Source organism: Sphingobacterium sp. G1-14, from assembly GCF_002196555.1.
Classification (GTDB): Bacteria; Bacteroidota; Bacteroidia; order Sphingobacteriales; family Sphingobacteriaceae; genus Sphingobacterium; species Sphingobacterium siyangense.
Genome location: NZ_CP021381.1, coordinates 172,996 through 197,855, shown reverse-complemented (window position 1 = coordinate 197,855; position 24,860 = coordinate 172,996). Strand labels below are relative to the sequence as shown.

Here is a 24,860-nt window from a genome sequence, read left to right as displayed (position 1 = left end):
AATTTTAAGGCATACTTTCACCTACAATAGACCTAACAAAATCCAATCCATTTGAATCAATAATATTTAGTAAACATTTATATTAAAAAAATTTACTGAGTATCAGCTAAATTACGAAATCATCAAAATCCTCGACATTGCCACCTACTTTAATCAACAAACAGCTTCAAGAAAAAGAAATACATGTCCAAACAAGCAGTTGAACATCATTTAAGATTCGATCTATTACCGTCTAATTCTTCAGCCTTTACCCCTTTTGGGTTGCTCCAAAGTTTTCTCTTATATGTATCCAATTTCTCTTCCACTTTTTTTCCGTCCAACTGTTGCCCTCCGTTCTCAGTATCTTTGAGATTCTGCAACATACCTGGAGAAGACTCTCGCACGATGGTACCGGCAAATTTATTCTGTACAAAGAAATCATCCATGGTCATATCATAAAGGCCTTTGTCTGGATCAGAAATATCAACCTGAATCAAGCTGTAACGCAGTTGAGGGAAATATAGCCAAAATGCTGGCGTAGCACCAACAGATTCTGCTAATTCTGCAGATGTAGTGATGTTCATTAGAGGTGCTACTCCGATTATGCGCGTTTCCAGTCGGCTTCGTTGTTTATCAAAAAAGATGTCCTCTTTAATTCTAAACTTGGTCACACGCGCAGGATCAAATTCATTAAGTGCCATTTTCGAATCGATCTGATTTCCTTCGCCATCAAAAATTGGCACTAATACGCTATCGGCAAATCGCGCCATACCTTCCTGAGCGCTCAATCTTCCCTTGAACGAATCATCATCAGGGCTATATAATGACAATTTCCCTTTTTCGATTGCCTTCATCACCACTTCAATCAGCGAATTACCAGGGATAGCAAGAATGTTATTCTTCTCATCTTTTAGATCAATATCGCGCCATACTCTTTTGTAAAAACGGATATTCTTTTTATTTACCTCAGGATACGCAAAAGGCACTGCATCTTCCATATTATTCGCCTGATAGAATCCATCAGTTAGTGGAATTGTATCCTGAATAACTTCACCCGACGCGGGAATAGCTGAATTAACATTATTCAACATCCTTTGGTTTTTAGGCACTGTATCTATTCTTGTCTCTTGCTGTGCAAACAATGACCCAACTCCAAAAGTCATCGCCGCTATCAATACTATTTTAGTTTTCATCGTTATCGGTTTTTGGGTTATACAACAGCGAATTAATATTTACGTGTTTTACTTTGTACCGTCGGCATTTCAAATGCAGACATGACGCAACGGAAGCCAATATAGGAATGTGGCTCATAGTCAACCGAATAATTTCGCGTTTCGCTATTCAGTTGCTCTCCGTTATCCTTCCATGAACCTCCGCGCACAACCTTACGCTTCAAGGCATCACCATCCCTCGCGTCTGCATCATAGAGCAAAGCGGGATTTAAGTCATTGACAAAAACGACTGCAGAGGGACTATAGGCATCTAGTGTCCACTCAGACACATTCCCCGCCATATTATAAACTCCAAAAGCATTTGGCATATACGATTTTACGGGTAGGGTAAAAGTAGCCCCATCGCGGGAATAGGTTCCTTCTCCCTGTTTAAAGTTAACAGCCAATTTCTTTTTACCTTCTGTACCATCAATAGTCATTCGCATTCCAACAATTGTATCCTGTGGATCTACTTTTCCGGAAGCTGCATATTGCCACTGTGCTTCTGTTGGGAGACTTAAGCTCAATTGATAACCGTTCAAATAAGAGTTTTTCAATACCGTAGCAGCCATCTCGTTAGCTCGCCAATCTGTAAATGCCCGTGCTTGCCTCCAAGTCACCCCCACAACTGGATAATAATCAAAAGAGGGATGGGTAAAGTAATTTGCATCTAAGGACGCTAATTGAGCATTGGGGAAGTCTTTAGTCCAAATATCTTCGACAGGCATTACAGAGACTGTGTCGGTTACATATTTCTTTTTTACATTGCCCTTAGACTGGAGATAAGAGAAACGATATTTGATCATTTCTGGATTCAGAGAACGCCTGTTTCCTTGCATTTCGAGCATAGGTGCAATACGTTCTTGAATAGCTGGATCGTTACTTTTCCATATTGGAGATATCTTTTTGACTTTCGCCCAATTAATTCGCTTTTGACCAACCTGTTCACCAGCAATCTCCAAGAAGTATTGTCCATCATTTAAATAGTCCGTTACGGCTACGGAATCTGCAACCCAATTGACAAATTCGCGATATTGCTTGTTTGTTACCTCAGCCTCGTCAATAAAAAATGCGCTGACGCTCACATTTTTACCAACATTCCCACTATCTAGTGATCCTTTGAATAGAATAGTACCCGATGGGATATAAACCATTCCCGGAGGAGCCGGCAGTTTACCCCCTCTAAACGCGTTCACATTTGGCGCTTTATATATAGCGGTATTAGATTTACAGGCTGTAAATCCGATCAGGATAGCTAAAGAAAAAAGCCCCATTAGGCGATTTCTATTGTACCTTTTAAGTATATTCATCATTTTCCTTATTTAGATATTAAACTGGCCTATTTACGATTGAATAATGCATATTTCACGCCAACAGAAATCAGGCCGTACTGGTCATTATTTTTATTAATGATCCCATCAAGATTGTCGTCAAAAGTCAATGTATGTTGATAGTTAACATTAATGGCCCATTGTGGCCCATATAAAGTCCGTCCAAACGGGATATCCACACCGACGTTAACCGGAAGCACAAAATGTATTCCAAAACGATCTTCGGCCAACTCGCCATTATTTTTTTCTATATATTTAACGTAATCTGGAGACAACTGATTAACAATACGATTTTTCATTAATCCGGCTCCAGCTCCGACATAAATATTAGAGAGGATACGCGAGAGAGCATTTGCTTCTAGGGTGTAATAACTATAATTATCTACATGTCCCATAAATTGTCCCAAACGAAGTTTACCATTGATATTTGCGGCAAAATATCGGTTTTTAAAATTGCTGTCATATCCATTTCCAGCCAATGTACCTTTTTCACCATGTAATCCAACAGAAACGAAGGGGGTTAACAGATAATCCAATTCACCGTAAAAGGCAAATTTCGATTCGACAGTGCCCAAATCAGTTAAATTAATAGTTCCCCCCGCACCAGCTCCTACACTTATAGGTCTAGAAAATTGGGCTGATACAGAAGTTGTTATCAAACATAAAAGTCCAATAACACTAAAAAATAGAAGTTTTTTCATTTGGTTGAGTGTATTAAATTAATAATAGAACGGCAGATAACAAGTAAAAGTATAAAATAAACCCCAAGCCGATCCTTCGACTTGGGGTTCAACAACAATAAGGCCAAAATGTGTTAAGAACCTCGCTTATTTAATATTTAAACGATCTTTTAAGTTTTGCCAAACTTTTGACAAACCTGTTTTCTTCACATTTTTATCACCGTAGCCATAACCATAACCATATCCATATCCATAACCGCGTGCAAAATCCACATCATTGATTACTGCCGCAAGATTTTTCAATTTACCTTCTACATACAGTTCTCGTGGCACCTGTAATAAACGCTTGTCTAGGTAATTTACACGCGAAACATATAGTGTAAGGTCGGCATTATGTGCTATTAATAAAGTATCAGTCACCAAACTAACTGGCGCAGTATCGACCAGGACATAATCATAATGTTCTCGTGCGTATTTAATTACATCATCAAAATGACCATTCATTAATAATTCTGCGGGGTTTGGAGCGATATAGCCAGAATACACTACGTCGAAATCATAATTACCTGGTTTTTTGATAATGATATTATCAACATCCATATCCGGATTGATCAAAAACTGAGTAATCCCAACATTGGTATGTTGAAGATGTGATAGACCTAAATAATCCAATACTTTTGGACTACGAATATCAGCACCAATTAACAATACTTTTTTACCAGACATGGATAAAATTTGCGCCAGATTGGTCGTCACAAAGGATTTACCTTCACCGGAAATTGTCGACGTTACAAATACCACCTTAGAAGCATCCTTATTGTCTGCACCAAACATAAAACTCATATTGGTACGAAGAATACGAAAAGCCTCTGCCAAAGAGGAACGATCATTTAAATGTACCATCGTATCTTCTGCAGTAGGGATCTCCCCTAAAACAGGGATTTTAACAATGTCTTCAACATCCTTACGTGAGTGAATTTTATTGTCCAATAGAAACTTTAAATAAATGATTACTAGAGGGATTAAAAACCCTAAAATTAAAGCGGCTATTAAAACCATCGATTTCTTTGGAGAAACTGGAATTTTATTCCCATAAGCTACATCGATTACCTTTAAATTATCAGGAGTTGCGGCAGCTTTCACTTCGCTTTCTTCACGCTTTTGAAGAAGTAAAAGATATAGAGATTCAACAATTTGCTGTTGTCTAGAAATCTTTCGGAACCCTTGTTCCTGATTTGGAATGGAACTTATACGCCCCTTTATCTCATTAGATTTTCGTTCTATATTATTTAATGCTAATCGGGTTACTCGCTGATAATTTTGTAAAGATTGCCGAATATTATTACTACTTTCCGCAATATTCTCATTTAGGGCGATAACTGTAGGATTTTGACTGGAAGCGGATTTCAATAAATCATCCCGCTCTAATACCACTTTATTATACTCAGCTATAGATGCTGCTATTGATTCATCCTGAAGACCAATATTTGATGGAATGAGCTTACCCTTAGGTTGATCTTTCAGATAATCATTCATATGGTCTACCAATTGCAGCTGAGTGCGATATTCCAATACCTTTTTATCATTTTCGGAGGCTGTATTAAGAAAAACACCTGCTTCCGCAGTCATATCAACCATTGAATTGGAGGATTTAAATTCTGCTGCTTCCCTATCTGAACCTGAAAGATCTTTAGAAATTAATAGTAGGCGTTTGTTAATAAAATCCGATGTGGCACGAGTAGTCCGCATCTTATCTTCTGTTAGATCAGTATTATAAACATCAATCAAACTATTTAATACTAATTCAGCTTTCCTACTTAATGTAGAAACCATCGAGAAATTTACAATATAAGATTGCAATTCCTTATTTGGCGTTATACTAATAGAATTAAGAGTGGACATTATTGCCCAATCTTTTGGAACTATATTAACTATAAACTCCCTCTCCGAATTAACTTTATATGTGCTATTGTGACGGAATATTATTTCACTCTTTCCGATTTTTAAAATTTTGTCAAAATTAGTCTCAAATTTCTTTTTTGAAGCCAAATCTTCAATACCTAGTTTACCATTTCTAAGAACACTTACTTGCATATTAACCCAAGACGTATCTATATTATTTTTAGCCTCTATTGAAAAAGGCACATCATTAACAGCAATTTCAGCTGTTCGAATTTTACCCTTGGCTGAATAGTTTATATTTAGATTCAGTCGATCAACGACCTTACGCATTAACCTTCGGGAATAAAGTACCTCAATTTGGTCTGTAACAAAAGCGGATCTTGATCCACCAAAGCCCATACTACTACTTAATTCTGCGATACCTGCTAGTTCACCCGCAGCGGCACTTCGCTCATCTTTAAGCAAGATCTTTGCATTCGTAACATAAGTTCTTTCTGCATAACGCAAATAAATAAAAGCTATACTTATAGAAATAATGACGCATAGAGCAAACCATTTCCAGTAATAAGCATACTGTTCAAAAAGCTGCCTTAGATTAACTTCCTCTTGATCTTGTTTAATATTTGTTGATTGTTGTTCCATGGATAAAATTAGCGAGTCAATACAGAAATAACAGTAATTAATAAACCTGCAATAGAAATAATTACATTTGTATTACTTCCTAGTTTAGAGTTGTTGATTTGAGATTTATTTGGTTCGACATAGATCACGTCATTTTGAGCTAAATAATAATACGGTGAGTTTAAAGTATTTTGCTGAGTGAGATCCAAACGATGCACGGTCTTCTGTCCATTAATTTCTCGGATTAGCATGACATTTTCGCGTACACCGCGAATTGTGAGATCACCAGCTAAACCTAAAGCTTCTAATACTGTCACTCGTTCTGTAGGCATAATAAAGGATCCTGGACGAGCGACCTCTCCCAATACGGAAACCCTAAAATTATTAAAATTTATATTAACCCCCGGGTCTTTAATATAAGTACTTAACTCTGTACGAATTTTTTCAATTGCTTCCACACGGGTTAAACCAGCAACCTTTACTCTACCCAACATAGGCAGCGTAATTTCACCATTATCATCTACAGTATACGTAGGACGCAATGCTAAATCAGTTGCTTGTGTTACATTCCCCGCAGCCATTGAACTCATTGGATTGAACGGTGTAGTAACCCTTGGATCAGCCGCAGATACAACTACTGTTAAAATATCGTTAGGCTGGATTTTTGGCACATATTGTTCATATATAGCACTAATATGTGCTGAATCAGGTTGAAAGTATACCATACTCTTCCGCGAACCGCAGGAGCTAAACATCATCAGGACTATAGCAAATAATCCTAATAGTAATCCAAACTTTGAAAATAATCGCATGGGCTGTTTGATAATAAATTGATTTATGACAAAAATATATTTTTTTCTCTAAAAACCCCTTAAAAATAACATATTAATGGGGTCTATTCTTGAGCATCCTCCGATAAGCAATATCTGTGCCCAATTTTTCATTTTCGACATGATATTCTAAATAAACCTCATCAATTGACCTAATTTTAAAATCCAGGCAAATAATTTAAAATTTTAAATCTAAATATAATCGTTCTACTACAACTCTAATCCCTTTAATCATTATATTTGAGTTAAATGTTGACCCCATTAATGAATAAACAACTTCAGAACATATTTTTCCAATTACTGCGTTTAGGCTTATGGGGCCAGGGACGTCTAAATCTCGATCATCGTTTATCAGCAGAAGACTGGCAGCAGCTCTATACAGCCGCAGTTAAGCGCACTGTTGAAGGACTGATCTACGACAGCTTTAATTTATTACAGGAAGATCAACTTCCGCCGCCTTCGCTAAGAATGAAATGGGCTATACGCATAGACCAGATTGAGCGGATCAATATGAAAATGAACACGGTTATCGCGACACAATATCGATTCTTTTCGGATATTGGGCTAAGCCCTATTCTTCAGAAAGGCCAGGGGGTCGCACAATGTTATAGAAGCCCTTTACATCGCGTTTCTGGCGATATCGACTGGTACTTTGAGTCTGGCGGCTATGTCGAGGCGCGAAAATCCTTAAAAAAAAAGGTACTGTTTTAAATTCCAAATATTTAGACAAAAAAGTATTTTTGTAATCTAAAGAAGTTCAGGTTCTGAACTATCTAGTGTAGTCTCGGTTTTCGGATCGGGACTACTTACTTTATAATTTTCTATAAACACGGTGTCATTTTTCCAAAGTGTATACATTAAGATTAATAATTTTCTCTGTACAGCAACCTGTCCGACCATTTTTGACGGCTTTTTCAGGATAATTCTCGTATAAGCTTCCTTTAACACAGAATTATATCTGCAGGCTACCATAGCCGGGAAATACAGCGCATTTCTGATATATCTATTCCCTTTCTTTGATATCCTGGTTTTTCCTTTGACCGATGTTCCAGATTCCCGTTGAACCACATCATAGCCGGCATAGCTGACAAGTTGTTTGGCGCTACCAAACTCTTCAAACCCCATTGTTTCAGCAAGAATGGTAACTATGGTGATCATTCCGATACCTTTTATCGTTGCAAGCTTCTCAATTTTTTTATGGAGACCCACGTCCGACTTTACCAGCCTGTTGATTTCCCTGAGGCATCTGACAATTTCCTTATCTATCTCAGTAATAAGTTTTTTATTGCTTTTCAGGATAAAGGTTTGGATATCATGCGAACAGTCTTTGCTATGTTTGATGTTACCCAATCCAGTTTTCTGCTCTTGTAGCTGGACATAGTATCTGGTCAAATTTCTCAGCTGCAATAATATGGCTGGAGGCGGGGTCCATGCTTTATGAATCCTTTCGACACCGAACTGACTCAAGATTCTGGAATCAACAGCATCTGTTTTGGTCTTGATATTGAGGCTTGAAAAATAGTGTTTCGACATATTGGGAAGAACAACATGAACCCTTTTCTTAATCTTGTGCAGATGGTGGGCAAGGTTCTCATAATACACACCGGTAGCTTCCATCAAAAAAACAAGTGCTGCATCTCTGGCAATGACTCCTTTCGTCCATCGAAGGAACTGGTTGAATCCTTTGCTGTCGTTACTAAAATCAATTGCCTTGGAGAACGCTAATCCTCCATCATCTGAACGTTGACACAGACATGCTGTGAAGGTCCCTTTTGAGATATCTATCCCAATGCATTGTTTACTAATACCCATAGTCAAGAATTTAAATCGTATCGACTTAATCCTCCTTCGTCTATCCTTTTGTTTTATCCAGGCTCCAAATAGCGGCCTTAAGTACTGTTCAGACTCCTGAGAATAAAATCGTGTGGACAATTCCTTTTTTACGGTATAACGATCTGTTTACCTAGCCCACATTCGTCTCACACGAAAAGTCAATACATTTTGTATAACAACAATATAATTGGATATTACGGTTTGATTTGTGCCAGTCATTTCGGTCGGATGGTGCCAGCTACTACGGTTCAAATGATGCCACTTTAGTGGTATAGTTTTAGTCCGTCCATCCGTATTTTTTACGGTTTGAATTGTGCCACTTTAAAAAGATCAAGAAAGAATTACCTTGTCGCTTTAAATACAGCGATATGGCCAACAAACTTGATCCGATGGACTTAAAACAAATACTCACATTACATCTGGACGGTTACAGTAACCGTAAAATAGGTTCCGTTCTCGGTATTTCCCGCAATACAGTCAATACCTATATGCAGCTATTTGCAGGCAGCGGCTACTCATTCAGAGAGCTTCTGGGCTTTGATACCGCTGTTTTATCCGAACTTTTTTCATCCCATACGACGCTGGACGCTACCCGCCACAATGAACTCATGCTTTACTTTGAGGGGGTCAACAAGGCCCGGAATCATCCCGGCTTTACCTTTCTGTATCATTATCAGCAATATGTTGAGCTAGCCGCAGAACCATATAGCTACACGCAGTTTCTCGAACATTACCGCCGTAAATATCCAAAAGAAAAGGGTTCGATGAAACTTCAGCATATTGCGGGCGAAGAAATGTTCGTGGACTTTGCCGGGAAGAAGCTGCAGATCATCGATAAACACACCGGAGAGGTTATCGCTGTGGAAGTATTTGTGGCCATACTACCGTGCAGCCAGTACACCTATATCCAGGCATGCAGGAGCCAGAAACGCGAAGATATGATATCCTGTTGCACAGCGGCGCTTCGTTTTTATGGTGGATCGCCCAAAGCGATAGTGTCCGACAATCTAAAGTCCGCCGTCAATAGATCGAGCAGATACGAAGCGGACATCAACCGTAGCTTCAAGGACTTTGCCCGCCATTATAACTGTGTCATCAACCCGACTCGTAGTTACGCTCCACAGGACAAAGCGCTGGTTGAGAATGCGGTGCATCTGGCCTATCAGCGTATCTATTACCCATTACGTGAAATGACTTTCTTCTCGCTGGAAGATCTCAATAGAGAAATTGCAGTACTACTGGAGCGTTATAACAATCTATTGTTCAAACGAAAAGAATCGAGCCGTATCGAGCTCTTCCAGAGTATTGAACGAGAATATCTCAAAGCCCTTCCCGCTGATCCATATGAACTGAAAGATTACAAAAGGGCCAAAGTACAGAAAATGGGTTACGTATACTTTTCTCCCGAGAAGTGTTATTATAGTGTTCCATACCGGTATATCGGAAAGGAAACAATGATCCATTACACCAGAAGTCGTATTGAGATCTTTTATAATCATGAAAGAATTGCGCTACACCCGCGCAATCTGACCAAAGGCAGCTACATCACCAACGCAGATCACCTGAGCAGCACACATAAGTTCTATTCGGAATGGAGCCCTGAGTTCTTTAGAAAAAAAGCGCTGCCACATGGGGAATATGTCCTGGCATGCATCGAAAAGATACTTGCTTCCAATGATTATCCCGAAATAAACTACAAACGCTCCCTTGGAATTATCCACCTGCACCGAGCCTATGGATCCGGGCGTCTGAACAATGCGTGTAAAAGAGCATTGGATACAGATAGCTGCTCCTATCTACGGATAAAGAATATCCTGAAAAACAATATGGACAGGCTGCTTTTATCTGTGAATGAGCTTGAGCCCCAAAAACCACATATACCTTTTCACAGCAATATACGCGGTGCTTCCGCATATGAATAATAAACAAAAATCAAGAAAATGAACAATCAGACAGTTGAAAAACTACGCGACATGCGTTTAGGAGCTATGGCACAGTTACATCAGCAGTACGTTAAGGAAAACAGGCTCGAAGGTATGACCTGCGACGAATACCTCGCGTTACTTACTGACCATCAGTGGGAAGACCGGGAAAATAAAAAGATAGAGCGTTTGCTCAAGCAGGCAAACTTTAGGCATAATGCCAGTATAGGTGATATAAACTACGCCAGTGAAAGAAATCTGGACAAAAATATGTTTGCGCGTCTGGGTACACTGGACTTTATGCTCCGAAAAGAATACATTATTATCTGTGGTGCTTCTGGCACAGGAAATGTAAACCATATGATAATGTAAAGCAGAAAGTTTTTTATACTTAGTATCCTTATGTTAAGCTTTTATCATTCAATCCACTTTACATTATATTAGCCTTTATCTAAAGGCCTTCAGCCACTCCAAAAGGTCATTATTTTCAACCCACTCAGGTATTTCCTTGGAAACCACATCTACATACGCTTTTTCTATAGCTTCTCTTTTTTGTTGTGAATCGGCACGGGCATATATTTCCGTAGTTTGAACGGATTCATGTCCCAGGAAGTCTCTTATATAAACGAGATGTACTCCAGACTGCAAAAGATGCATCGCCTTAGAATGTCTTAATGAATGGCAGCTTATCTTTTCTGGTATAAGTCCTGGATTCTTGTTCCTGGCCATGCAGGCGTACTTTTTCAGTATGCAGTTGATTCCTGCCCTAGTCAGTTTTTCTCTGCGACTGTTACAGAACAAGGGGGATGTGCGCATTTGCGGTTCCAGTAAGTGGTTTTCATCCATATATCTTTTTATATGAACAATCGCCTCATCCATCAAAGGAATTACCCTGGCCTTGTTTCCCTTACCAGTAATCTTCATTGTAAAGGGTTTATCTAATCGGATAAAGGATGGTTCCGCATCAATTATCTCCTGTACCCGGGCAGCGCAATCATACATCAAGGCCAGCATGGAAAGATCCCTTCTTCCTTTACGACTAGAGGTGTCAGGTTGTTCCAATAGGAGCTTAAGACCCTCTACAGAAAGATAACTGACAGCATTTTTTGCGATCTTCTTAACTTTTATGGAGAGGATACGTTGCCATTCTGCCATGTGATCTGGCTGCTGGTATTGCATAAAACTGAAGAAGGAATGTAATGCGGCCAGCCGCACATTTCGGGTAGCAGCGGAGGATTTTCTTTCTGACTGCAGCCAATCAAGGAACTCTACAACTATTTCTTTAGTAATATCGCTCAATACCAATTTGGAAACACGTATTTTTTTTACCTGCTCAATAAATGAGATAAACAGAATAAAGGTAAACCTGTAGGATGATATCGTATGGTTACTCATTCCACGTTCTCCCGGAAGATAGCGTGAAAGAAAGTTAGTCAGATGTCGGGAAAAGTCAGTCGGTTTCATGATCATCTTGGTTTAGGTGAAGCAAAGGGAATACACTGGCGGATAAGTCGGTTGATTTTTTGATGAGGTATGGATACATTTCAGCAGTTAAACGTACGTAACCATCTGTCGCTTCAAGAGATTGGTGCCCAAGATAGGTCGATAATAGAGGCATAGAGTGATACAGATCAAGTCCCTCTCTTGCCATTGTTGCTAGGGAGTGAACGCTGAAAGTATGACGCAGATCATGTAGTCTAGGGCCTTTTCCTCTTCCTCCGTGAGATATGCCTGCCCACCAGATAATCTTTCTGAACCATTTATAAGAAGTATACTGATTCAATGGGGTCCCATCGGGCAGCATGAATATTCTCTCTGTTTTATCAGCTCCAGTAAACAGGGATCGGTAGGTTAGATAGTCTTTGCATACATCATTTAGGGAGTCTGACATTGGTACCATCCTGTCTTTTCCATTTTTGGTTTTTCTTAGTACAAGGTATTTCTCAGCAAGGTTTATATCATTGTATGACAAGTAAAGAGCCTCGTTGATCCTTATTCCTGTACCATAAAGTAGTCTTATCAAAAAAGGGATCTGGAATACTCCGGAATTACGGTTACGGCAGGATGGTGAAAGCCCGTCGCAAACGGCAAAGATGGCTTGAATTTCATCCTGTGAAAAGATGTAGGGAATGAACGTACGGCTTAGTTTTGGAAGCCTGGGGATATAAGATCTCAGCCCTAAATCACATAGGAATTGGGCAAACTGCCTTAATATCTGCATTCTGTTATACCGGGTCTTTTCTGATTCATTAGGTCTTATTTCAGCATATTTACTAGTAAGTTCTTTTGTGATAGGAACTTCAGTGACATCCTCTCTCAACGCCAAGTTATCCAGCAACCTTAGTGCATTTCCTCCGTCTTTATATTTGTAGCCAAGGCTGTTTTTTAAAGCTATAAATTTCACAATGTAGGGCCCATACAGGCTATAATAGATTCTGTTCATAGCTTACCTCACTTCTGTTTATAAAACGACACTGGAACTAGGGGAACTTCAATTGCACATTTTTTTAGGGAGTCCTTGTCAATACGCAAATACAGCATAGTTGATTCCATAGAACTGTGCCCCAAGGCTTCTGATATGATTGGCAACGGTAATTTTTCTCTCAGAAGGGCGCTGGCGAAGCTATGACGTAGGGAATGGGGGCCATGCCTCCGGTTAGAATAGTTTATTTTAGATAGCGTCATATATTTTCGAACCATATTGCCCATATCTGTGGAATGGATTCTTTCATAAGGAGCCTGTACGTGAATAAAACAATGATTATCCTTGGTAACGGGACGGCCATATCTAAGGTAATCTACGATGGCGTTGCCAACCTCCGCCAAGAGCGGAAGCTCTAATGCTTTTCCTGTTTTGTACTGAATGATCTGGATGATGTTTTGTTCCCAAATGATATTATCAAAGGTCAGTTCACATATATCTGAAGCTCTAAGACCTAACCTAATTGCTAATAGCAACATGGCGTAATCCCGTTTCCCCTTTGGATTACCACGATCTACTGATTTTAACAGGGCTGCTATCTCCTGATCTGTAAATGTGGATGGCAACTTAGGCTGCTGCTTATAATTGTCCTTGGGAATAATTCTGGAGTAATCCAAGGACAACGTATTATTCTCGTACAGATGTTTGAAATAGTTCCGCAGGATATTCAGTGACACATACCTGTTTGCCGGTTTATTGGCATTCATTTGCTCTACATAAAGCAAGACTTCTGAAGCTTTTATCGCTTTTAGATTGATCTTATTTCTATGTATATAGTTGCAAAATGCATAAAGATGGAAAATATAAGATCCAATAGTGTTTTCTGATAAGCCTAACACAACCTGCTTATAATTAATGAAGGCTTTGATGCTTGCTGCAGCTGATCCACGAAACTCTTTAGGGCGATGTTTTCTTGCCCCCATAAACAGCCGGCCTGTTTTCTGAAACTCTCCGAGGGCCTCAGTTATATTTATTAGATCCCTTTTTTTCCTATCAAGCTGATAATAATCGTAATCTCCAAGTTCATGTTTTAAGTACGCCTGTTCTACTGCTGGATTGTAGTATTTAAGCTTTTGAGCAGACATGAAATCTTTTATTCTTTGCCATATGCGCTTATAACGCTTTAGGCTTCCTTCTGTGCGATAGATGCTTCTCATGTAATTAAAGAAGTCGTTCATCAAATCATCCACTGTTTGTTTTTTTGTATTCATGATATATTGTTTACAGACAATAACATCATGATGATGAGAAATGTAATGTAAAGTAAACTTTAGACAATCCCATACCGTTTAAAGGTTCTGGTTATACATTAGCAAATTACTTTACATTATCATATGGTTTACATTTCCACAGTAATGTAAAAGTTTACATTAGTGCGGAAAAAGCTACCTGTCACAGGCTCTCGGACATCAGGCATGTATTACAGGGGTAAAAACCTCATATACAGTAACTGCCAGACTGATCAAAAGGCTGAAATTGAGCAAAGTTGACGGAACATACCTTAAAGAACTGGAAAAACTAACGAAAACGGAACTGCTGATACTTGATGACTTTGGCTTACAGGCTTTTGATAGCCAAGATCGGGAAACACTGATGGATATTATTGATGACCGACATGGTAAAAGATCAACCATAATATCATCCCAAATACCTGTATCGGCCTGGTACGAGGTCATCGGCGGAGAGGGCACTATTGCGGATGCGATCTTGGACCGGATTGTAAACTCCTCACATCGGATAGACCTAAAAGGCTATGACAACAATATGGATATGTAAAGTCCATTGAAAGGTACATTGATTCACAGAGCATTGCGTTACGGCTTTACATTTGGACTTTACATAATCGTTATTTCTTACCCAGCCCTTTCAGCCAAGTTATCAAGTTACTGTTATCGATCCATTCTCCAGTAACCTGGTTAGGTGTAAGGCATTCCGATGCCTGTTCTATAGCCTCTCTTTTCTGTTTTGAGTCGGCCCTTGCATATATCTCTGTGGTCTGGACCGAGGTATGCCCCAAAAGATCCCTTATCCAAACCAGATTTACACCAGATTGCAACAGGTGGATTGCGCGACTATGCCTTAACTGATGGCAACTGGTAACCTCGGGAATAAGATTAGAATCGTATATACGGGCCATATCTGCATATTTCTTTAAGATATAAGTTATACCGGCTCTGGTGAGTTTATTCCCCGCGCTATTACAAAAGATCGGTCTTTTTATATCAATCTCGTAGTCAACATTGTACCTTTCCATATACTTCTTGAGTATTACGACGACATGCTCAGAAAGCGGTACTATTCTCACTTTTCTTCCTTTTCCATATACCTTGATCGAGTATGGCTGATACTGTATTCGCATTGACACTACCGTCAGGTCAGCCAGTTCCTGTACCCGACAACCTGTATCATACATCAAAGCAAGGACCGTAAGGTGTCTCAGCCCTTGATAAGATGCACTATCCGGTTGTTCAAGTAGAAGCTTTATTCCTTCTTTTGTAAAGTATACCGGGGTAGGATGTGCTTTTTTCAGATTTCCAATCTTCAGGACTTTTTGCCACTGATCCAGGTATTCGATGCTATCATACTGAAGATATGCTACAAAGGAATGTATCGCTGCCAATCTATTATTGCGCGTCGCAATACTGTTTCCCTGCCGCTCAATCAGCCATCGTAGATATTCAACCACATTATCCCTATTAATATCTGACAAAATCGCATTTTCAATCTTTATCTGTTTCTCATCCCTCAAGAAGGAAAAAAAGGAGACAAAACCATCGCGGTACGCGGATATGGTATTGGGGCTGACGTTTCGCTCGTGCGGAAGATACACACCAAGGAAACCTGTGATATATTTTGCTATGTTATTCGTTGCCATCTTTTTGGGGATATATAAATTCATTGAGGGAAATACACATTTCCAATAGTTCGGGATATTCGTTGCAGGTGAGTCTCACATATTCTTCGGTGGATGTAAGAGACTTGTGTCCCAGACAAGCAGCCAGTAATGGAAGGGCAGTGTACACATCAAGCCCTTTTCTTATCATTTTTGCAAGAGAATGCGTTGCCATGGTGTGTCTTATATCATGCACCCGAGGACCAAAGCATTCACCTTTATATGCAATTCCACATTTCGTATATACCTTTTTGAACCAGTTGTATGCGTTGGCGGAAGACACGGCTGTACCATTCAATTTAATGAAGAATGGACGTTCGCTATCAGTAACGCCTTTTACGGGGAGCATGCTCCTGTAATGTAAATATTTCAGAAGGGCCTCCTTTAAAGAGCTGCATATGGGAACCAGGCGTTCTTCTCCATTTTTAGTATTGCCCCAAGTGCCAACCCTTAATACATTCCTGTCGGGATCCACATCCTTGTTTCGCAGCGAGGTTGCTTCTGTGATTCTTAGGCCTGTACTATATAAAAGTCGAAAAAGACAGGGTAGGGATATAATTGGGTCATCTTTTCGATGGCTTCCTCGCTGAAGCCCGTCAGATTCCCGGAATATGGCCAGCATCTGCTCTTCAGTGAAGATATAGGGTACAAAACCACGATCGTTCGTACATTTTGGCAAAGGCATGATATATGATTTAACCCCGTGCTCATTCATGTATTTCGCCAGTTGGGCCAGACGGGAGCATTTTCCATAGAATGTTCTACTACAATCATTTTCCCTGGACTTTGCCCAGGCACCTATCAGATCTTTCGTGATAACTGGATTTGATAAACCATATATTATGGTGAACTCGTCAAACTCTTTGTAAGTCCATTTGGTTGATAGCACGGTGGACCCACAGGATTCTTTGATCCGGATCAGGGCTTTCATATAAGGAGCCAATACTCCCCGATAGTCAAATGGATCAGTCATAGAACCACCCTCCTCTCTGCGTATAAAAGCAATCGCTGGATTCCGGAACATCTAGTACGCATCCCAGCATATGTGACAGGTCTATCCGGACATAGGTTCTTGTTGTATCTGCTTCGGAGTGACCCAGTGTTTCCGATATAATTGAGATTGGCGTGGATTTGTCCAGCATTCTTTGCGCCAGACTGAATCTCAATGCATGCCCTCCATGATGCCTGTTCCCGAATTCGATTCCAGAAGACTTAAAAACAATTAAGATGGCTCCATGAACCGCTCCTCCATTAAGTGCCCCATATGGAGGACGACAACTTAAAAACACTTTGTCTGACATGGATTTTGGGCGTGCATACCGAACATAGTCGATAATGGCATTACCAACTATAGGTAAAAGTGGAAGTGTCAATGGATTTCCGGTCTTATATTGCACAAGCGTTATTTTATTGGTTTCCCAATTTATGTCGCTAAAACTCAAATTGGCTATATCCGAGACGCGCAGCCCTAGACGGGAGCATAATAATAGCATAGCATAGTTGCGTTTTCCAATATTGCTTGAACGGGAAATCGATGTCTCTATCTTCTGTACTTCATCTGGAGCATAGAACGAAGGGGCCTTTACACGCTTGATTTTTTTACCAAGTGATTTTAGCATATAGGAATAGTCCTTTGCAATTATATTTTCGCGGAAGAGAAATAATAGAAAGCGGCGCGTAGTATCAATATACTCCTTCTGTTGATATTCGCGACTCTCAACATACCTCACTATATCTTCTTCGGTTATTCCCGAACGATTGTCTATTCCCAGTTCGAGTAGATATTCTATAAAGTTGCTCATTGTTTTTCTGTAACGCTGAAGTGTCTTCTTCTCATTTAAGCCCAGGGATTTCAAGTATTCAAGATACTGAATAGCGGCGGCGCCGATGTCACCCCGTAAGGGATGTTGTACCACATGCTGTCTTCTCCCTCCCAGATTGCTATCCAACAAAACATGGGTCAACACTTCAATACTTTTAATAAGGTCGCGATGATGGAATGTAACGTTGAAACCATCACGGCACGTCAGCATATATTCGTTGCCGACGTTTTCGTCGTAGTCAACCAAGCCTCTTGAGTGCATATAAACAAGGATGCCTTTCTTCCACAACCAATTATAGGTGTAGATACGACTGCCTGAATATCTGGCCTCTTTTAAAAGTTGGTTAGTACGTTCAATAAGATTTTGAATTTCCATAACTTTTACTATTTATGTTGATATATTGTAATATGCAACACTAACGTTATGGAAAGCAATTATGTGTAGTCGTATTAATAATTGGCTATAAATGAATTTTGAGAAGAGATCTGATAATGGACTTTACATATCCATATTGTTGTCATAGCCTTTATTATGGAAAGCTTTCCATAATAAAGGTGAATCGCTAAGAAAAGGAATATTGAAAAAGGAATAATCATAGCTTTTTTATATAATTGTATGATCTTTTAAGTGGCACGGTTTGACCGAAATCACTGGCATCATTACTCCGAAATACCCAATAATGACCTTTTCTAAATTCTCAGTAAAAATAAAAGCACATATCCATTGAAGATACTGCCGGCTTTAGTCTCAACTACAGATATCAGAACATTGACATTGAACATCATAAAAAACTATTCGATATCCGTAATCCATTCAAAACGGGCTACATCAAAAATTTGCAGGAACGTTATGCAGATCAATATCAATATTTAAAAGTTGAAGATCAATCTGTGCGTATTCTTTCACCAGAATTGCAATTACTGCAAGTCAATGTTCATATTCTAAAACATCTTATTGCACTGGGGATCGGACTACGACAATTCTGTGATTCTGCACGCCTCTACCATACACTCTCTTCGCAAATCGACCCCGATGCCCTGAAAAAGATCTATCGGGATTTAGGCATCCTCCAATGGGCACACGCCCTGCATCGTATTTTGGTCGAGCTTATCGGCCTTCCAATAACAGATATACCGTTTCCTTATCCTAAAGATATTGAGATCAATTGGATCGTCGACGAGATATGGTACGCCGGCAATTTTGGCTATCAAGATGAACGGTTTGAAGGAGGAAAAACATCTTCCCTTTCCATGCATCCCGACGGTGCGAATCGGCTATGGACCAACTTTAGACGTTATTATAAATATGCCCCTATGGAAGTATTTTTTTATCCATTGGAACAGTTGTATTCTAAAGTGATCGGGATAGACCGTGATTGATAAAGTAATCTGCAGGCCAAGTATAATCGTCAACAGTTGCATGCGCTAGGGGATAATCGGCATATACCAATAATTCACTTCCTTCTTCCAATGCCCGAAAGGCCGTCCCATAACCTGCAGGAACATTTATTATTCTCATATCTGCAGCATAAAGGATATGGTGCTCTATCGGCAAATCTTGCGCTGGATTTTCCCAAGTATCTATTTTGACAAGGCTCAACGAAAAAGTACCTGAAAGTACATAGAACCACCGTTGTTCAATCCGATGTGCACGCCAGCCACGAATTAATTCAATATCATTATTTTTAATAATATAGAAACGCCTAACTAGGGTCATATCGAACTCATTAACAAACCGAATCTGTCCCCTATAATCCTGCGCCACTCCTCCCTGAATAGTTTTCACTTCAGCCATTTTTCTATTTTTTTACAAATTTGTTGATAATATAACGCTTCAATCCCAGATAGCATGTACTCAAAAAAATCAAAAGTCCAATAGCGAAAAAGATCTGGCTATTTACACTTTCCGATGCTACCCATATCACCATCAAGCCAACAACAATCTGAAGCAATCCATACGAAAAAGATATCCAGAGTTTATTTACACCGGCTTCATTTCCTAGATATTGATACAAATGTGAACGATGGGCTTCAAAGATATTTTCACGAAGAGACACGCGACGAATTATAGTCCAAACAGCATCCATTCCATATACAGCCAAAAATAATATATAGATTAAGTTACCGGTATGAATAATAAGTGCCCCCAACGAGAACAGCAGAATGAATGCTATGCTCACAGAGCCGACATCCCCAGCAAAACATTTCGCCTTTTGTCGGAAATTAAAAAAAGCAAATACCAGCACCCCCATCAAGGTATATATCAACAAATCCTGCGCTATAAAATTCAATTTAAAATTGACCAAAAGCAACAAGATTCCAACAGCCAAACTATAACATGCAGTAATACCGTTGATACCATCCATAAAATTGTACGCATTGATTACACCGACAACAACAACAAATGTGATCAGTAAATAATACCACGGCATACTGAATAGTTGCAACTGATATGTCATCAATAACACCGAAGAGAAATGAATTAACAAGCGAATCTTGTTTGAAAGCGTATAAATATCATCCAAAAAAGAGACCACGGTCATTAACGTAAGGCCCAGAAAAAAATAAGGGTATTGAAAATCAGATAGGAAGAAGTAAATAAGTGCTGCAAAATAAAATATAACACCGCCACCACGAAGTGTGATTGCTGTATGGGAGGAGCGCTCATTTGGTTTGTCAATGATATTAAAATGATTAGCAACTTTAAAATAAAGAAGTTCTAAAACAAACAGGGCAATTAATATAAAAATATAGCTCATTGTGATATTTTTCGTTGATTTAATATTAAGGTTAATGATCTAATGTTTCAAAGATTGAGTTCTGCGATTTAAACTCCGGAACAATCTCTTTGATCAGACCTACCATCTTCATTTTATCCCCATGAGGATGGCCATTTTGTACCAGCTGACAAAGCTCTTCAATTAATACCCGCTTTTTCCCAACATCTTCGTTATTCACTTTCGCTATCATAATCTTTTCATGATGTGTCTTCTCTGTATTTTCGTTACTCGCCAAAAGCTCTTCATAAATCTTTTCACCAGGTCGCAATCCAACAATATTGATATCTATGTCTTCGGGATAAGACAGTCCCTTCAATCGGATCATCTGTTTAGCAAGATCCATTATCTTAACAGATTCACCCATATCAAATACATATATTTCACCGCCATTTCCCATCACACCGGCCTCTTGTACCAATTGGCATGCTTCGGGAATCGTCATAAAATAGCGTGTTATATCGGGATGGGTAATGGTGATCGGCCCTCCTTTATCAATCTGCTTCTCAAATAGTGGAATAACAGATCCGTTGGAACCGAGCACATTTCCAAAACGAGTTACTATAAAACTAGTTTTGGAAAATTGATTTACGGCTGTAACAGCTATTTCAGCCACACGCTTTGTTGCCCCCATTACGTTGGTAGGATTGACTGCCTTATCTGTCGACACCATAACAAATTTTTCGACTTCATATTTATCGGCCAATAAAGCAAGATTATAAGACCCAAAAATATTAGTCCATATTGCTTCATAGGGATTTGCTTCCATCAAAGGCACATGCTTGTAAGCGGCCGCATGAAAAATACGCTGCGGCCTATAAGTCATAAAAACACTTTCCATAAAGGTTTTATCCCGCACATCACCGACCATAAAAATAAAGGTATCATAACGAGGATTATCGCGTAATTCCTGTTGAATATCATACAATGCAGATTCCGCCTGATCGAGCACGATCAATTTGCAAGGTATATGTGCAATCTGTCTTACGAGCTCGGCTCCTATTGAACCTGCTCCACCTGTAACCAATACAACCCTATCCGTTAAAGATTCCTTAATAATAGGATTGTCGAGCTCAATTGGTTTTCGCCCGAGCAAATCAGCTATTTTTAGGGTACGAATTTGCCGGGTAGCTACATTACCTTCCAACAACGCAGCAGAGTTTGGAATAATCTTAATTTTAATAGGTAAAAGCTCTGCCTTGGAAGAAATGCTCTTTAAGCGCTCTGGTGAAGAGTTGTCAATAGCAATTACAAGCTCTTGAGCCCCTCCTACTTGTTTTAATAAATCTAAATTGAGATTTTCAAGCGACTGAATCCGAATACCTTGGATATAACGGCCTATTCTCTTCGGATTATCGTCAATTATGGCCACCACTTTATACCTATTTCGGGAACCTAATTGTAATAAATTATAGGTGTTGTGCCCCATATTTCCTGCGCCGAACAAGATAACTGGGATCGCATTCTGCCGGTTATTCCAAAAAAAGTTATGATATGCAGTTTTATAAAGCAAACGTACAGACGCCATAGAAATACCCGTTAAAAGCGCATGAAAAAGTAATTGAGTCTGTGAAATATAGTAACGGCTTTCAACGGGATCAGAGACTATAACTTCCCATAAATAAGACAACAAAATTCCAATAAAAAATGCGAAGGCAATACAATTCCCTATTAATTTTAAATCTCGCAATCCTGTACGCCTAACAATACTTTTATAAGGCTTAAATATCAAAAAGACAAGCACATAAATTAAAGATATGACAACCGATTCCAATAACAAAACAAACCACGAAATTGAACCCCGATGTTTCATGACCAATATATAGCTCAATACAAAGTTGAACCATACGATAAAGAGATCGGCTAAAAACACAAACCAGCGAGGGCCATCTTTACGTAGAAAACCTTTTAGACCATCTGAATTATCATTTCCCATAGCACTAATTTCCATTCTAATTTAGTATTAAATCGTTATACTCCACTTTGCATGCCAATCGCTATTTCCGTTTAATTTGACTATTCCCTCTTTTTCTGAAAACAGCAAATTATGGTTAACATGATCGGGTAGCCCTTGCCAAGGTTCCAAACATATAAAAGAGCTTTCGGGCACCGACCATATGCCAAAATAGGAAAAACCTTCATACGCAAATCTCAGTTGTCTGTTATTAGATCTTATAATAACCGCATTTGAATTTAGATTTTTTAATATCCATGCATCTTCCTTAAAAGTATCCCTATCAGGAAATAATTGATGGTTTTTCAATTCAATACAATCAAAGCTGGTCGACAATAGGTTATCATGCAGATGATAGCGTTCTAAGATATCGTCTGCTGGAAACTCCAAATATGCGGTGCTATTGTCAGCTTGATTATAAGAGAAATTAAAGGCGGGATGAGCACCTAAGGAAAAATAGAGTAGATCTTGACCAAGATTACAAACACAATAGCTGACTTCCAACATATTTTCCTTCAACTCATAGGTCAATTTTAAAGAAAAATGAAAGGGAAAGCAGTGTTCTGTATTATCATTAGCATTAAGGGCAAAAACTATCCTTGTCGCTGTAGTTTCTACAATATCAAAGTCAATATCCCGTGCGAAGCCATGCCTAGGCAGATGGTAGGTTTGACCAGCATGAATAAACCGACCTTCTTTCAATGCCCCTACGATCGGGAAAAGAATTGGGCTAGACTTAGCCCAAAATCGTTCATCAGCCTGCCACATCCATTCATACTTATTATGTTTGTCAACCACAGACCGTAATTCTGCCCCTTTCTGGAATAAACCAACGCTTAGAAAATCATTCTCAATAGTGTGCATCACGACTCTAATTGTTAGCCTACAATATCTTTCATCATACGATCTATCTTCGCTTCCAGAACATTTTGCAGATCGAGGTAATCGGAGGTATCCCGTAAGTTTTCTTTGACTGAACAGTAGAATTTAATCTTGGGTTCCGTCCCTGAAGGTCGAGCAGAAATCACATCGCCGTCGACTGTTATAAATTGTAAAACATCGGATTTAGGCAGAGAGATCGCTTTTCGCTCCCCGGTACTCATATCTGTTGTCTGTGAAAGCTGATAATCTCGTATCTCCCGGATTTTTATTCCACCGAGGGTGTTCGGTAGATTATGACGTAAGCCGGCCATCATGGTCTGGATTTCTTCGGCTCCTGCCTTTCCTTTTTTTGTCAAAGAAATAAGTTTTTCCTGGTAGCACCCGAATTCTTTGTAGATATCTAATAAAACTTCGTAAACTGTTTTTCCTTTTGTTTTGAAATAGGCGGTCATTTCGGCTAGGAAAGCACAAGAGTTTGGAGCGTCCTTGTCACGAACTAAATCGCCGACTAAGAAACCGTAACTTTCTTCTCCGCCCACAAGATATTGTGCTGAATCACCTAAATTGGTAATCAATTCACCGATATATTTGAAGCCTGTAAGGGTTTCATAACAAGGTACCCCAAAATATTTTGCAATTTCGGACTCTAGATTGGTTGTTACGATAGTCTTTACAATATAAGGATTTGCCCCTAGCTGTTTCAATTCACTTTTTGCGCTTAAAACATAATATATCAATAAGCTGCCAATCTGATTACCATTAAGTAGCTGAAACTCGCCCTTATTATTTTTTACGGCAATCCCTACACGATCGGCATCAGGGTCTGTTGCTAATACAAGATCAGCATCAATTTCTTCTCCTTTTTTCTTTGCTAAGGCCATCGCATCTTCCTCTTCGGGGTTTGGATAGATTACCGTTGGAAAGTTGCCATCAGGTGTGGCTTGTTCAGCAACGACCGACACATTTTCAAATCCCCAGGCCTCCAGCATTTTAGGGACAATAGTAATTCCGGTACCATGTATCGGAGAGAAAACGATCTTTAAATCCTTTTGTACCAATACAGCTTCCGGATGAATACTTAATTTTTTATTGGCGTCAATATAGAGCTGATCAATTTCATCGCCGACGGGAATGATATTGTGTGTGTGCCCTTCAAATTTAATGTCGTTAACAGCATTGATTGCGTTTACTTCATCGATTACATTTTTATCATGTGGGGCCGTCAGCTGGCATCCATCATTCCAATAAGCCTTATAACCATTGTATTCCTTTGGGTTGTGTGAAGCCGTTAGCATAACACCACTTTGACAGCCGAAATGGCGGATGGCGAACGACAGCATTGGGGTCGGGCGCAGTGCCGTGAACAGATGTACCTTGATGCCGTTGGCTGCAAACACGTTGGCAACTAGCTGGCCAAAAGCCTGCGAATTGTTGCGGCTGTCATACGATACCGCTACTTTAATCTCCTGATCTGGGAACTGTTTCTTTAGATAGTTGACTAATCCTTGAGTTGCTTTGCCGATCGTATACTTATTCATGCGATTGGAGCCAACGCCCATAATGCCTCTTAAACCTCCGGTTCCAAATTCAAGATCCTTGTAAAAAGAATCCGTAAGTTCCGTCTCCTCATTATTGTCGATTAAATCCTGAACTGCTTTTCGCGTTCCTTCATCATAACTTGGGGTTAACCAATCTTCGATTTTCTTTTGTATGTCTTTATTTAGGGATTTCATAAAATATA

General features: G+C 39.4%; 22 protein-coding genes. 5 read left to right on the top strand and 17 right to left on the bottom strand.

Translation table 11 applies throughout. From position 1 onward, the window contains the following. Positions 1–206: 206 nt before the first annotated feature. The 5 genes from gldN to CBM24_RS00870 form a co-directional block, all read right to left on the bottom strand. Positions 207–1,172, bottom strand: a complete 966-nt coding sequence (gene gldN, locus CBM24_RS00890; protein WP_088159872.1) for a gliding motility protein GldN — start codon at positions 1,170–1,172, stop codon at positions 207–209. Positions 1,173–1,204: 32 nt separating this feature from the next. Further along, positions 1,205–2,503: an SUMF1/EgtB/PvdO family nonheme iron enzyme gene (locus CBM24_RS00885; RefSeq protein ID WP_088159871.1), complete on the bottom strand. Its 1,299-nt coding sequence runs from the start codon at positions 2,501–2,503 to the stop codon at positions 1,205–1,207. A 26-nt stretch (positions 2,504–2,529) separates the two neighbouring features. Next, positions 2,530–3,222 (bottom strand): outer membrane beta-barrel protein, encoded by a 693-nt coding sequence (locus tag CBM24_RS00880; protein WP_088159870.1) that lies wholly within the window; start codon positions 3,220–3,222, stop codon positions 2,530–2,532. A gap of 126 nt (positions 3,223–3,348) precedes the next feature. Then, positions 3,349–5,745, bottom strand: coding sequence for a GumC family protein (locus CBM24_RS00875; protein WP_088159869.1), 2,397 nt, complete (start codon positions 5,743–5,745; stop codon positions 3,349–3,351). Positions 5,746–5,753: 8 nt separating this feature from the next. Continuing rightward, a complete protein-coding gene (locus tag CBM24_RS00870; RefSeq protein ID WP_088159868.1) occupies positions 5,754–6,536 on the bottom strand; it encodes a polysaccharide biosynthesis/export family protein in 783 nt (260 codons plus the stop codon). A 282-nt stretch (positions 6,537–6,818) separates the two neighbouring features. On the opposite strand from CBM24_RS00870, the gene CBM24_RS00865 reads away from it, so the two are divergent. After that, positions 6,819–7,265 carry a nucleotidyltransferase family protein gene (locus CBM24_RS00865; protein ID WP_157698339.1) on the top strand — a complete coding sequence of 149 codons (447 nt, stop codon included), beginning with the start codon at positions 6,819–6,821 and terminating at the stop codon, positions 7,263–7,265. 36 nt (positions 7,266–7,301) lie between these two features. Here the strand turns inward: CBM24_RS00865 and CBM24_RS00860 are convergent, their stop codons facing one another. Then, the gene (locus CBM24_RS00860) at positions 7,302–8,366 is read right to left on the bottom strand and encodes an IS110 family transposase (protein WP_088159866.1); all 1,065 of its coding nucleotides are present in this window, start codon (positions 8,364–8,366) and stop codon (positions 7,302–7,304) included. A gap of 389 nt (positions 8,367–8,755) precedes the next feature. Between CBM24_RS00860 and istA the strand changes: the two genes are divergently transcribed. Together istA and CBM24_RS00850 are read left to right on the top strand one after the other, a co-directional pair. Beyond that, on the top strand, positions 8,756–10,309 hold the full coding sequence (gene istA, locus CBM24_RS00855; RefSeq protein WP_088159865.1) for an IS21 family transposase: 1,554 nt from the start codon (positions 8,756–8,758) through the stop codon (positions 10,307–10,309). An 18-nt stretch (positions 10,310–10,327) separates the two neighbouring features. After that, entirely contained in the window at positions 10,328–10,681 is a 354-nt protein-coding gene (locus tag CBM24_RS00850) for an ATP-binding protein (RefSeq protein WP_232475653.1), read from the top strand. Between the two features lie 75 nt (positions 10,682–10,756). On the opposite strand, the gene CBM24_RS00845 is transcribed toward CBM24_RS00850, so the two are convergent. From CBM24_RS00845 to CBM24_RS00835, 3 genes are read right to left on the bottom strand one after another with little or no spacing between them, the layout of a single operon-like run. Beyond that, positions 10,757–11,773 carry a site-specific integrase gene (locus CBM24_RS00845; protein WP_088163413.1) on the bottom strand — a complete coding sequence of 339 codons (1,017 nt, stop codon included), beginning with the start codon at positions 11,771–11,773 and terminating at the stop codon, positions 10,757–10,759. Next, positions 11,760–12,752: a tyrosine-type recombinase/integrase gene (locus CBM24_RS00840; protein ID WP_088159864.1), complete on the bottom strand. Its 993-nt coding sequence runs from the start codon at positions 12,750–12,752 to the stop codon at positions 11,760–11,762. Before CBM24_RS00840 ends, CBM24_RS00845 begins: the two co-directional genes overlap by 14 nt. Before the next feature lie 8 nt (positions 12,753–12,760). Further along, complete coding sequence (locus tag CBM24_RS00835; protein ID WP_088159863.1) at positions 12,761–14,002, bottom strand: tyrosine-type recombinase/integrase; 1,242 nt, start codon at positions 14,000–14,002, stop codon at positions 12,761–12,763. A gap of 178 nt (positions 14,003–14,180) precedes the next feature. Between CBM24_RS00835 and CBM24_RS00830 the strand changes: the two genes are divergently transcribed. Further along, positions 14,181–14,567 carry an ATP-binding protein gene (locus CBM24_RS00830; RefSeq protein WP_262508008.1) on the top strand — a complete coding sequence of 129 codons (387 nt, stop codon included), beginning with the start codon at positions 14,181–14,183 and terminating at the stop codon, positions 14,565–14,567. A gap of 70 nt (positions 14,568–14,637) precedes the next feature. On the opposite strand, the gene CBM24_RS00825 is transcribed toward CBM24_RS00830, so the two are convergent. From CBM24_RS00825 to CBM24_RS00815, 3 genes are read right to left on the bottom strand one after another with little or no spacing between them, the layout of a single operon-like run. Continuing rightward, positions 14,638–15,666: a tyrosine-type recombinase/integrase gene (locus tag CBM24_RS00825; protein ID WP_088159862.1), complete on the bottom strand. Its 1,029-nt coding sequence runs from the start codon at positions 15,664–15,666 to the stop codon at positions 14,638–14,640. Next, on the bottom strand, positions 15,653–16,657 hold the full coding sequence (locus CBM24_RS00820) for a tyrosine-type recombinase/integrase (RefSeq protein WP_070568342.1): 1,005 nt from the start codon (positions 16,655–16,657) through the stop codon (positions 15,653–15,655). Before CBM24_RS00820 ends, CBM24_RS00825 begins: the two co-directional genes overlap by 14 nt. Next, positions 16,650–17,882 carry a tyrosine-type recombinase/integrase gene (locus CBM24_RS00815; RefSeq protein WP_070568339.1) on the bottom strand — a complete coding sequence of 411 codons (1,233 nt, stop codon included), beginning with the start codon at positions 17,880–17,882 and terminating at the stop codon, positions 16,650–16,652. Before CBM24_RS00815 ends, CBM24_RS00820 begins: the two co-directional genes overlap by 8 nt. A 341-nt stretch (positions 17,883–18,223) precedes the next feature. On the opposite strand from CBM24_RS00815, the gene CBM24_RS00810 reads away from it, so the two are divergent. Further along, positions 18,224–18,886: a nucleotidyltransferase family protein gene (locus tag CBM24_RS00810; protein WP_088159861.1), complete on the top strand. Its 663-nt coding sequence runs from the start codon at positions 18,224–18,226 to the stop codon at positions 18,884–18,886. Here CBM24_RS00810 and CBM24_RS00805 read toward each other — a convergent pair. Genes CBM24_RS00805 through CBM24_RS00785 form a run of 5 tightly spaced genes read right to left on the bottom strand, consistent with a single transcriptional unit; the run spans position 18,858 to position 24,852 of the window. Continuing rightward, the gene (locus tag CBM24_RS00805) at positions 18,858–19,301 is read right to left on the bottom strand and encodes a hypothetical protein (protein WP_088159860.1); all 444 of its coding nucleotides are present in this window, start codon (positions 19,299–19,301) and stop codon (positions 18,858–18,860) included. The genes CBM24_RS00810 and CBM24_RS00805 overlap by 29 nt on opposite strands. A gap of 4 nt (positions 19,302–19,305) precedes the next feature. Beyond that, entirely contained in the window at positions 19,306–20,265 is a 960-nt protein-coding gene (locus tag CBM24_RS00800) for an MraY family glycosyltransferase (RefSeq protein WP_088159859.1), read from the bottom strand. Positions 20,266–20,296: 31 nt separating this feature from the next. Beyond that, positions 20,297–22,234 (bottom strand): polysaccharide biosynthesis protein, encoded by a 1,938-nt coding sequence (locus CBM24_RS00795; RefSeq protein ID WP_232475652.1) that lies wholly within the window; start codon positions 22,232–22,234, stop codon positions 20,297–20,299. Positions 22,235–22,246: 12 nt separating this feature from the next. After that, positions 22,247–23,101: an aldose 1-epimerase family protein gene (locus tag CBM24_RS00790; RefSeq protein ID WP_088159858.1), complete on the bottom strand. Its 855-nt coding sequence runs from the start codon at positions 23,099–23,101 to the stop codon at positions 22,247–22,249. A gap of 14 nt (positions 23,102–23,115) precedes the next feature. Beyond that, positions 23,116–24,852, bottom strand: a complete 1,737-nt coding sequence (locus CBM24_RS00785; protein ID WP_088159857.1) for a phospho-sugar mutase — start codon at positions 24,850–24,852, stop codon at positions 23,116–23,118. Between the last annotated feature and the right edge of the window lie 8 nt (positions 24,853–24,860).